Raw genomic sequence first — 11,681 nt, 5'->3', positions numbered from 1 at the left:
GATTTTAATTGGTTTTTTATTGAATTCAACCAGTAGATAATTACACTTTAAGTCTGAATAGCTACAGCCCCAATTCTTGAATTGATATTTCGCGCATTTCTACTTTTCTTATTTTACCTGAAACTGTCATCGGGAAACCGTCAACGAATTTCCAATACTTTGGAATATTAAAGTGAGCGATTTGATTCTTGCAAAAAGCGAGTAATTCGTCTTGAGTACAATCACTATTTTGATGTGGTTTCACCCAAGCCATAATCTCTTCTCCATATTTTGCGCTTGGAACGCCAATAATTTGAACGTCTAATACCTTAGGATGAGTATACAAAAAATCTTCGATTGACTTCGGGGAAATATTTTCACCACCTCGAATGATTAAATCTTTTATTCGACCTGATATGCTGACGTAACCTTCCTCATCCATTATCGCCAAATCGCCGGAATGCATCCAACGAGATTTATCAATCACTTGAGCGGTTGTTTCAGGATTGTTCCAATACCCCAACATCACGGAATAACCGCGTGTACAGAGTTCACCTTCTGAACCAATAGGCAATGTTTTACCAGTTTCAGGATGAATGATTTTTACTTCTAAATGCTCTAATACTGAGCCTACGGTTGATACTTGCTTTTGCAGCGGTGTTCCAATTTTAGTTTGTAAAGAAACAGGGGAGGTCTCTGTCATTCCATAACAAACAGTAACGTCTTTCATGTTCATTTCAGATTGAACGCGTTTCATTATCTCTTCAGGACATGTTGATCCTGCCATGACTCCAGTTCTTAAGCTCGATAAATTATAGTTATGGAAAGTATCCAAAGACAATTCGGCGATATACATGGTCGGTACACCATATAAGGAGGTGCATTTTTCTTGTTCTACAGCTTTTAAGGTTAATTCAGGATCAAAAGCGTCATTAGGAATGACAATGCAAGCTCCATGAGAAGTACAAGCTAAATTACCGATCACCATTCCAAAACAATGGTAGAACGGAACAGGTATACAAACCCTGTCTTTATCTGAATATTGTAAACGTCGAGCAATAAAAAAACCATTATTTAAAACATTGTGATGACTTAGCGTAACGCCTTTTGGGAATCCTGTTGTGCCAGATGTGTATTGTATGTTGATAGGTTGATCAAAATCAATTTTTTTTGTTGTTTCGTGCAGTGTCGAATCAGCTATTTGTACAGATTTAGCCAGTAAATTTGTCCAATCAGAAGTGTTCAAATATGTAACCTTCTTCAGTGTTAAGCAATTTTCTGATATTTCATTGAGCATTTTTCGATAATCACTGGTCTTGTATTTGGCTGACGCGACTATGTATGAGATTTCAGATTGGTTGATTGCAAACTTTACTTCGTGTTTTCTATATGCTGGATTTAAATTGACTTAGATTGCGCCAATTTCAGCAGTGGCATATTGTACAAGGACCCATTCATAACAGTTCGGCGCCCAAATCCCAACTCTATCACCAAATTCAATACCATCGGCAAGGAAAGCTTTAGCTAATTGAATGACATCTTTATAGAATTCCTCATAAGTGACTTTGTAATTTTGATGGAGACTAACTAATGCGTCATTTGTGGGGTACTTTTCGACTGTCTTTTTCAAGTTTTCGCTAATTATTTCTCCTAGTAATGGATGATTAGAGGCGATTGAGGTATAAGATAGGTTTAGCATTGCAATTCAATATTGTGTTAAAATTTAAATTTAATGAATAATTATATAACATAGAGTCGTATTTATAACTGAATTATAGATTCAGCTGTAATTTCACTTAATGAAGAAACTTAATTAAAAATGTTGCACATACTCTTTTTTAATTATATTTGTTTAAACATATAAATTGATTTATGAAAAATAAAATACTATTGGTGTTAGGAATTCTTTTAGGATTAATGATGCTAAATTCAGGTTTAAATAAATTCTTCGGATTTATGGAAATGCCACCTTTACCAGAGGATGCTGGTAGTTTAATGATGGCATTTGCTGGTTCAGGATGGATGATTCCATTAATTGCATTGGCTGAGATTGTAGGTGGGATTCTATTTGCAATTCCAAAAACAAGGGCATTAGGAGCTATCGTTTTATTTCCGATAATTTTGGGGATTTTATTATTCCATATACTACAGGCACCAGACGGCTTGATAATGTCAATAATCTTATTTGTGATTAACATTGTTGTAATTATTGACAATAAAGAAAAGTATTTACCAATGATTTCGAAATAATCGCTCCGGTTTAAATATTCAAAAAAAGCTCGATCTTTAAATAGGTCGAGCTTTTTTTATGCTTTGCTATTAGTGCTTAATGAATTTTTGATAACTGTTTGATTCATTAACCATTCCAATAAAATAAATCCCTTTCTCTAAATTACTGATAGATATTGTTTCAGCTGTTCCGTTCACCATAAATGTTTTTACAGTCTGTCCATGGATATTATAAATTTTGAATGTTGTCGGTTCAGATATCCCAGTGAATGTTAGTTCATGATTACTAGGGTTAGGGTAGAAGTTGAAATAATTTGTACCGAATTCGTTGATTACTGATCCAAGACCATCGATATTTACTTTAAACAAGACCAATGCATTTGGCATCAAACTTATCTCCGCTTTTCCATCTGCAAAAATGATGTCACTTGCTTGTATCCATTGATCGGGCAGTAGCTCAAGAATCGCTTCATCTTGTGTTCTTCCTTCGCTAATTAATGAATCGTATTTAAATTGCATATTATTCGTCTCATCGTCAATCAAATAATATTGCCCATTATAAGAATCAGTATAATTCGGTAGTTCAATCGTATAAGCGCGCGGATGACTTCCTAAAGAATCATAGAATTGAAAAATTGAAACAGCATTATTGACCGCAATTTCTACGGGGGTGTCGTTAGGGATTGTTGCGTCTCCATTAAGTATTGATTCGAGATAAGTAACATCACCTCCATCAATATCAATAAAACCAGCATCTTCTAAATCATAAACATTAAAGCGTCCAGATTGTAGAATGTCATTAAATGCGGAGAAGAATGCCGGAGGGCAATAATTAGTCAATAGCATGTATAAGGAATCATCATTAACCGTTGTTAAAAGCTCAATAGGATCAATACTTGTATTTTTACAGTGAATACCATTTAATTGATTGGCAAGTAATACTGCATTATAAGCAGGTTTCCGCAGTGCTCCATAAGTTAATAAACCATATTCTTTATGGAATTCAGCAGGATCATACTCAAAATCTTGCCAAGCAGCAATCATATTATTTGCTGTTTCAGTCTTACTTATTTCAATGAGACTTTTGATTAAAAATGATTTGTGGACAGGGGTATCTCTCGTTGCAGAAGGAGCATTCCATTCAGAAATCAACAAAGGGGGTAAATCAATGCCGAGTTCAGCACATTTATAAGTGATATAATTGGATGCATTTGAAAACTCTTGGTGCGTCAAGTTAAAATTATGCCAAGTAATAAAATCGGGTACGCGACCATTTTCAATACCATATGAAAGCAATTCAGTAATTAAACTGCCATCGGCAATATCATTTGGTATAAAGCCTGGTGCAGGTTGCCAATAGATATTATTCGCCCAATAATTGACTGCTGGTCCACCAAAAGGCAGGTTAATATCTATAGCCTTTACTCCGTCGTAAGTTCTTTTGTATAATTCGAGATATTCATCCACAGTTCCAGACCATGAACCAATATCAGGCTCATTCCAGAATTCGAAATAAGCATTCTCAATACCAAAACCGTTAATTAATTTGTCTGTAATTGTTTCAACTACTGTTTGCCATTGCTCCCAATCTCTCGGTCGAACGGTGTTTAGGACATACCATCCATGCGATTCGGCAGGAGATCCATCAACCGAACTACTGAGCCATGCTGGCATTTTTTCAAAGATGATTACGAATTTTTCGCACTTTTCAGAGAGGTCAATTAAAATCGATTCTACACTTTCAAGAATAGCTATACATTCATCTATATTTTCAGCATTGTTTAATGCGGACTCAACAACATGTGTTCGAATTGAGTTTTGAAAAATTCCGTTCCCCATAAAGTCTTCCCCAGCAGCATCTGTTTTAGGAACATAGAAGACGCCTGGTTTAAAATTTTGATTAATTGAACCCTGCAGTGAATCTGGGAATATTTGAATCTCGGTTTGGCCAAATAAAAAGACAGATAAAAATGAGCAACTAAATATGAGGAAGAATTTGAGCATTTTCATCTTTTAAGTTTGAAGAAATAATGCTTCAATGTAACCATTCTAATCATTTATGGCAAATTAAATGGAGTGACATTGGCTGTTTTAAGCTAAAGATAAGCTTTATAATATAATCAAATTTTAATGAGTTATTGGCTTAATTTTTTGATCAGTTGCTATATCATTTGTTGTATCATTCAATTCGTTTGCCAAAAGATTCTTTTTAGTAATGTATTTTAAGATTTCAGATAATACCAAATTACTCAAAACAAAGGCAACGAATACAAGGTATCCATATTGTAAATTCGTTCGATTGGTAGAAAGTAGATTAATCTTTTCAGCTGACATTTCTAAATCTGCCAATTGCGCATCAAGTATGCCTTGAAAACCTACAAAAGCCATAAATATTGCAATTACCATAACATCTGCCATCGACCATTTACCTGATTTAAAGGCAATGTATTTTACGATCTTACCTGCTTTATATTTCATGAACAGATAAATAATAGAGGAAATTAATTTGAATACGGGAAATATAACACTGAAAATAAAGAGTAATACACCTACAAAAACAGCATCTAATTTTCCTTTGGTCATCATTAAACTAATCACATCAAAAATACTTTTACTCTGATAAAAAATAATTTGGTCGCTGAAAAGAATATTAGAGGATAAAATAGGGATATCTAATTGGTCAATACGGGCGTCTATTTCAATCATCGGTAAGTTAATGGCGATAACAAGGTTGACAAATGCTAATAATACACAATAGATAAATGTGAGAATTAAAAAGTCTTTCATTCTAATGGATATAAACCAAGTTAAAAGCATAATAATCATTAAGGATATCAGCGCCCAACTTCTATTCCGTTGATCTAATTCTAATACACTGGCTTGTTCGGACGCTACAGTATTAAATGAGGTAAGGGAGTCTACACCATATTGCGTAATGATACTATCTCGCATGGTTTGCGCCTGGTTTTCTTCAATCTTTAAAGCTTTGGTTACACTTTGTTTAAGTACTTCTTTTACTTCGTCTTTGTTAGAGGCTTTTTCTATTTCGTCAAGTATGGCATCTGAAAACTGTGGAATTCTTTCTTTAAATTTTCCCAAATCAATAGCACCTCTTAATAATCCAAATTTAATCTTATCTTTTACTTGATCTTGTTCTTCGTTTAAAACGATTTCTATCTCATCAAAAACACGGTGCATCACATTTTGAATTTCCTGTTCTAGAATTTTCTCGTTTTTCGCTGACAAGCTAAACGAGTCAACTTCCATTTGTAGAATCGTATTCACTTGATTACTCCAATTAAGCGGATCTAAAAGACCTAAAGAAATTTGATTGGCTGAAAAATAATCGTTTTTAATTTGATTGATTTTTTGCGCATCTTTCAAAGCATTGAATCCAATTATTAATCCTGCGACTAGAACAATGTTTAAAAAAAGTATATAGCTGATTCCACGTATCTTGTTTTTTTGTCTCATTGGTTAAGTGTTAGGTTAATATTTCGAAATAACCTTTTCAAATTATATGCCTGACATAAAAAACGGATGTTTAACTTGTTCATTAATAAGTGATAACCATGTGTTAATATGATTCGAATCATTTAATAAGCCACCTTTAAAATCACATGGCTTGTTCGCTATTTCCCCATTATTGTAGATAATAAACGCAGTCAAATTACAATGATTCCATTGTTTTATGGCTATAAGCTTTTGGTATTAAATATGTTCTCTAGGATGTAGTATAAGAAATTGAAAATATTTAACATATAAATCTAAATATCATGAATAGAGACGAGTTTATAAAGAAGACCGCCTTGTTTGCAGCAGGCATTAGTATAATGTCGTTTTATAGTTGTTCCACGACAGACAAGAACAATAATGTATTAAGAGATAATGATACAAAAGTGCTTCCAATTTATACTTTACCAGCCTTGGGTTATGCTTATAGTGCTTTAGCGCCTACAATTGATGCGGAAACGATGGAAATTCATCATACAAAACATCATGCGGGTTATGTAAAGAAATTAAATAAGGCATTAGAAAATTATAATGGTAATGTCAATACGCTGCCGCAATTGTTCGCTGCGATCAAAGAGAATGAAGATGATGATAAGCTAAGACAAAACGGAGGAGGACATTATAATCATTCCCTTTTTTGGGAAATATTAGATCCTACAGATTCACCTGAATGCTCACCAGAATTTAAGGCCAAGATTAATTCAAAGTTCGGATCTGTAGGCGAATTAAAAGCTAAAATGATTGAGAATGGGGTTGCTGTTTTTGGTTCAGGATGGACATGGTTAAGTGTAGATAATAATGACGAATTATTTTTATCAAGTACGCCGAATCAAGATAATCCATTAATGAAAAATTTAGTAACCGATCATGGTACACCGATATTGGGTATTGATGTTTGGGAGCATGCTTATTATTTGAATTATCAAAATGAGCGCAAGCAATATTTAGAAAACATAATGGATATCGTGAATTGGAAAAAAGTAGAAGAAAAATACCTTGTGGCAATTGGCTAAAAGCTAATTAAAATCAGAAGGCAGCATCAATAAAATATAAGATATGGAAAATAAAGAGAAACCAGATTTCAGTAAATTAAAAGCTGTATTTATCAATTGTACACTTAAAAAATCACCAAGACAAAGTCATACCCATGGTTTAATGGAGGTAGCGATGGATATCATGCGAAAAGAAGATGTAACAGTTGAGTATTTGCGATTTGTAAATCATGATATTGCTTTTGGGGTTTATCCGGATATGACAACACAAGGCGTGGAAAAAGATGAATGGCCTAGTATCTTTGAAAAGATTGAATCGGCGGATATTTTGGTCGTTGGCACTCCGATTTGGCTTGGAGAAAAATCGTCAGTTGCTACTTTATTAATCGAACGTCTATACGCCATGAGTGGTTTACAGAATAAGAAAGGGCAATATTCGCTTTATGGAAAAGTTGCAGGATGTATTGTGACGGGAAATGAAGATGGAATAAAACATTGTGCCATGTCAATTTTATATGCTTTGCAACATATAGGATATTCAATTCCTCCGCAAGCCGATTGTGGATGGATAGGTGAAGCAGGACCAGGTCCAAGTTATTTGGATGAAGAAGCTAACGCGAAAAAGAATGACTTTACGAATCGAAATACAACCTTCATGGCATATAATTTAATGCATTTAGCGAAAACATTAAAGGAGCAAGGTGGTTATTCCGCCTACGGAAATTCGAGAAAAGAATGGGACGCTGGAACGCATTGGTCTTTTGAAAATCCTGAGTACCGTTAGTTGACTAATCTTTACTTAGAATTTATAATTTAAATCGCTTTTTTAAAACTTATTCCTATTTTTAATTTTAAATAAGAATAGGATGTCGAATAAGAATTTAATTATTGCAGAGCGGAGTAGGAGTATTGGGAATTTTAAGGTAGGTAGAATTCTTCCATTCCTGTCAAAACGAATGGTTGGTCCTTTTATTTTTATCGACCATATGGGACCTACTTATGTTGAACCAGGAAATTATATGGATGTAGGACAGCATCCACATGTTGGGTTGTCGACATTGACGTATTTAATTGCAGGACAAGTCGAACATACAGATTCGACCGGAGCCCATCATATAATTCAACCCGGTTCTGTTAATTGGATGACAGCTGGTAAGGGTGTTGTACATACAGAACGTACGCCTGAATCTTTAAAAGATGGGAATGCACATGAAATGCATGGTTATCAAATTTGGGTCGCCTTACCAAAAGACAAAGAAAATATTGAGCCTAGTTTTTTCCACGCAGCTGCAAACGATTTACCTAATTGGCAAGAGGGTAGTGTTAGGTATAAATTAGTGGCTGGCGAAGGTTATGGCAGACAATCTCCTGTTCCCGTATATTCCAAATTGTTCATGATTGAATTAAATTCAAAAGAAGCAAGTCATATTAATACGGCAGATAATTTATACGGTGAAATTGGCATTTGTGTAGTGAGTGGATCGATTGAAATTGACGGAGAGATTATTGAAGAAGGAAATATGCTGGTTTCAAATTCGGACGATACCTGTTGCTTTAAAATTGGAGACAATTCAAAGGTGTTTTTATTTGGAGGTGAGCCTTTTGAAGAACCTCGTTTAATTCATTGGAATTTCGTCGCATCGAATGATGAAATTTTAGAAGCTGCAAAAGCCAATTGGATAAATAAAGCTTTTAAAATGATCCCGGGAGACGATAGTTATATTGCTTTGCCAAATATGCCATTCAAGGATAAGAAGTGATAATGTATATTACCAGATTAATTAAACAGCTATACGCATTATAAGAAAATGAAAAAGGCAACGAAAATCAATTCGCTGCCTTTAATCGTATTCTTATTGATGAGAGGTTTACTCTTTTAAACCCAATCCCATATTGTAAAGTGTAAAGCTCATTTGGTCAACACTGTTTTCGATGACCTTGCTTACGGGGGTTCCAGCGCCATGTCCGCCATCCGTTTCAATACGAATCAATACTGGATTCGGACCTTTTTGTTTGGCTTGTAATTCTGCAATAAACTTAAATGAATGTGCAGGAACAACTCTGTCATCATGATCTCCAGTAGTTACCATTGTTGCTGGATATTTTACGCCTTCTTTCACATTGTGAACAGGAGAATAACCCAATAAATATTTAAACATTTCTTCAGATTGATCAGAAGTACCATAATCATACGACCAACCAGCACCAGCAGTAAAAGTGTGGTAACGTAACATGTCTAAAACGCCAACAGCAGGCAGTGCTACTTTAATAAGGTCAGGTCTTTGTGTCATTACGGCACCAACCAATAAACCACCATTAGATCCTCCTTTAATCGCTAAATAATCACTTGAAGTATATTTCTCTTGAATTAGGAATTCAGCAGCGGCAATAAAGTCATCAAATACATTTTGTTTTTTCAATTGAGTACCTGCATCGTGCCATGCTTTACCATATTCACCACCACCTCTAATATTTGGAACGGCAAACACTCCGCCTTGCTCCATCCATATTACATTATTAATACTAAATGAAGGTGTTAGACTGATGTTAAATCCTCCGTATCCATAAAGGATTGTAGGATTCTTTCCGTTTAATTCTAATCCTTTTTTATGTGTAATAATCATCGGAATAGTTGTTCCATCTTTAGAATCATAAAAAACTTGCGTCGATTCAAAATCATTTTGATCAAAATCAATTTCAGGTGACCAATAAAGTGCTGAGGTCTTTGTTACTGGCTTATAAGTATAAATGCTACCAGGTGTATGGTAATTACTGAAAGAAAAATAGATAACCGTATCTTCTTTTTCACCTCCAAAACCATTTGCTGTGCCTATTCCAGGTAAATCAATTTCTCCATACGAATGACCTTCATAATTATATTGTGTGACAACAGAGATGGCATCTTTCATATAACTAGCAAAGAAATAACCTCCTCCTGTTGATGGAGACAGTACCTGATTGGTTTCAGGAATAAAGTCAACCCAATTTTCAGGACTAGGATTCGATGCGTCTACAGTTACAATTCGTTTATTAGGAGCATGCAGATTTGTTACAATATATAATTTTGTTCCTTCATTTTCTATTACATAAGAATCACTGTCAAAATCGGTTAGAATAGGGACTATTTTATTTGGATTCTTAATCAAGTCTACCATGTATAGTTCGTTTCCAGAAGTAGAATTCGAACCACTTATAAACAAATAGCGATTATCTTCCGTCACACTTCCACCAACATAACGTCTTTTTTGCGAAGGAATGTCACCGAAAATAATTTTGTCATCCTTTTGAGCTGTACCCAATTTGTGGTAATATAATTTATGTTGATCTGTTTTTGCAGACAATTCACTTCCCTCAGGCTTATCATAACTTGAATAATAAAATCCGTCGTTACTTTTCCAACTTAAGCCACTGAATTTAATATCGATTAATGTGTCTTCAACTTGTTCTAAAGATTCTGTATCAATAATAATGACTTTTCTCCAATCACTTCCGCCTTCAGAAATAGCATAAGCAGCAAGCTTTCCATCTTCCGAAAAACTCAATTGACTTAATGATACTGTTCCATCCTCAGAGAATTTATTCGGATCTAGGAATACCTCATCTTTACCGTCTTCACCTATTTTATAGACAACATACTGATTTTGTAAACCATCATTCTTATAATAATAAGTATTGTCACCCTTTTTAAAAGGAGAACCAAATTTTTCGTAATCCCATAATTCAGAGAAACGATCTTTGAGTTGATCTTTAAAGTCTATTTGAGACAAATAATCTGCAGTAAATTTATTTTGTTCTTGTACCCAATTCTCCGTTTCTGGACTTCGATCATCTTCTAACCAATAGTAAGGGTCTTTAACTGTTTCGCCAAAGTATATGGCCGAATCTGCTTTTTTTAATGTTTCTGGATAGTTAAATGTTACCACTTCTGTATTATTTGGTTCTTCTGTATTACATGCTGCTAGCACGAATAAACTCGCTGAAATTGTATAAATAAGTCTCATTTGCAAAGGTTTTTCTCAAAAATACTAAACTTAGAGGAATTATTGTACTTTTTTAATTTATTGAAACGTTTAGAGCGTAAGTTGTTGCTAGTGAAGGGTTAGGGTGTTTGTTTTAATATTGCAAATAGTATAAAATAGGTATAATATTAATATAATTCGAATTAAAGTATGTTTTTAATTTATTTGGTATTACCTTTGCCCCCAAGTAAATAATAAATAATATTTTAACATGAAAAAAGGAACGGTAAAATTCTTCAACGATGCCAAAGGATTTGGATTTATTGTAGAAGAGGGTTCGAATGAAGAACATTTTGTACACATCTCAGGATTAATTGATGAAGTTAGAGAAGGTGACGAAGTAGAATTTGATTTAGTAGACGGTAAAAAAGGCTTAAACGCAGTTGACGTAAAAGTACTTTAATATAGTATACAGTGAAATTTATAAGCCCTCATTTTTAATGAGGGCTTTTTTTGTGCCCAATTTTTAAATCCAATCGTTCAATTATAACGTACCTAAAATATGAACAAATGGATAATAATTTTCGCAGGATTAATTTTAATGTCGCTAATATTTTCTGCTTGTGTTTCCTGTAAGAAGGTGAAGTTGAAAAAGGAGGGATCAAGACCAATTGTTGGGGACTAGTTAAATACTTGAGTTAATCTTAATATGATTAGAGTCACACTTTTGAATCATCAAAATTTTATTTTAACTTTTTTGGTTACCCGATTTGCTTTTAAATTTTATTTAACCTCTTCTTCCTTTTTTTGGATCAAGACCAATTGTTGGGGACTAGGCATATATTTTAGTTAATCTGAATAAAAAGAAAGCAACATTTTTCACACCTCTAAATTGGGATCTAAACGCTTTAATTTTTGCATTAAAAGATTCTGCAGCTGCATTTGTACTTCTGTGTTCAAAATAATTAACAATCCCCTCGTAGTTGATTCGAATAGTATTCATAATGGT

The 11,681-nt window shown here is 34.0% G+C and carries 9 protein-coding genes and 1 pseudogene; 5 read left to right on the top strand and 5 right to left on the bottom strand.

Translation table 11 applies throughout. From position 1 onward, the window contains the following. Nucleotides 1-61 precede the first annotated feature (61 nt). Nucleotides 62-1,678: pseudogene (locus T367_RS22895) on the bottom strand (AMP-binding protein). A gap of 173 nt (nucleotides 1,679-1,851) precedes the next feature. Between T367_RS22895 and T367_RS0117185 the strand changes: the two are divergent. Then, nucleotides 1,852-2,229: a DoxX family membrane protein gene (locus T367_RS0117185; RefSeq protein WP_027420961.1), complete on the top strand. Its 378-nt coding sequence runs from the start codon at nucleotides 1,852-1,854 to the stop codon at nucleotides 2,227-2,229. Between the two features lie 69 nt (nucleotides 2,230-2,298). On the opposite strand, the gene T367_RS0117180 is transcribed toward T367_RS0117185, so the two are convergent. After that, the gene (locus T367_RS0117180; RefSeq protein ID WP_169736083.1) at nucleotides 2,299-4,212 is read right to left on the bottom strand and encodes a GH39 family glycosyl hydrolase; all 1,914 of its coding nucleotides are present in this window, start codon (nucleotides 4,210-4,212) and stop codon (nucleotides 2,299-2,301) included. 123 nt (nucleotides 4,213-4,335) lie between these two features. Continuing rightward, on the bottom strand, nucleotides 4,336-5,682 hold the full coding sequence (locus tag T367_RS0117175; RefSeq protein WP_027420959.1) for a paraquat-inducible protein A: 1,347 nt from the start codon (nucleotides 5,680-5,682) through the stop codon (nucleotides 4,336-4,338). Between the two features lie 302 nt (nucleotides 5,683-5,984). On the opposite strand from T367_RS0117175, the gene T367_RS0117170 reads away from it, so the two are divergent. The 3 genes from T367_RS0117170 to T367_RS0117160 all read left to right on the top strand — a co-directional run bounded on the left by T367_RS0117170 (nucleotide 5,985) and on the right by T367_RS0117160 (nucleotide 8,473). Next, entirely contained in the window at nucleotides 5,985-6,734 is a 750-nt protein-coding gene (locus tag T367_RS0117170) for a superoxide dismutase (RefSeq protein ID WP_245593070.1), read from the top strand. Between the two features lie 43 nt (nucleotides 6,735-6,777). Further along, complete coding sequence (locus T367_RS0117165; RefSeq protein ID WP_027420957.1) at nucleotides 6,778-7,497, top strand: flavodoxin family protein; 720 nt, start codon at nucleotides 6,778-6,780, stop codon at nucleotides 7,495-7,497. Nucleotides 7,498-7,579: 82 nt separating this feature from the next. Continuing rightward, complete coding sequence (locus T367_RS0117160) at nucleotides 7,580-8,473, top strand: pirin family protein (protein WP_027420956.1); 894 nt, start codon at nucleotides 7,580-7,582, stop codon at nucleotides 8,471-8,473. A 108-nt stretch (nucleotides 8,474-8,581) separates the two neighbouring features. Here T367_RS0117160 and T367_RS0117155 read toward each other — a convergent pair whose 3' ends face one another. Beyond that, nucleotides 8,582-10,714, bottom strand: a complete 2,133-nt coding sequence (locus T367_RS0117155; protein WP_035845516.1) for a prolyl oligopeptidase family serine peptidase — start codon at nucleotides 10,712-10,714, stop codon at nucleotides 8,582-8,584. A 229-nt stretch (nucleotides 10,715-10,943) separates the two neighbouring features. On the opposite strand from T367_RS0117155, the gene T367_RS0117150 reads away from it, so the two are divergent. Continuing rightward, complete coding sequence (locus T367_RS0117150; RefSeq protein ID WP_027420954.1) at nucleotides 10,944-11,135, top strand: cold-shock protein; 192 nt, start codon at nucleotides 10,944-10,946, stop codon at nucleotides 11,133-11,135. Between the two features lie 369 nt (nucleotides 11,136-11,504). On the opposite strand, the gene T367_RS0117145 is transcribed toward T367_RS0117150, so the two are convergent. After that, the gene (locus tag T367_RS0117145; protein ID WP_051568640.1) at nucleotides 11,505-11,675 is read right to left on the bottom strand and encodes a transposase; all 171 of its coding nucleotides are present in this window, start codon (nucleotides 11,673-11,675) and stop codon (nucleotides 11,505-11,507) included. Between the last annotated feature and the right edge of the window lie 6 nt (nucleotides 11,676-11,681).

Source organism: Crocinitomix catalasitica ATCC 23190, assembly GCF_000621625.1.
Classification (GTDB): domain Bacteria; phylum Bacteroidota; class Bacteroidia; order Flavobacteriales_D; family Crocinitomicaceae; genus Crocinitomix; species Crocinitomix catalasitica.
The sequence above is the reverse complement of the archived record's forward strand: the minus strand, read 5'-3'. Positions and strand labels throughout refer to the sequence as shown.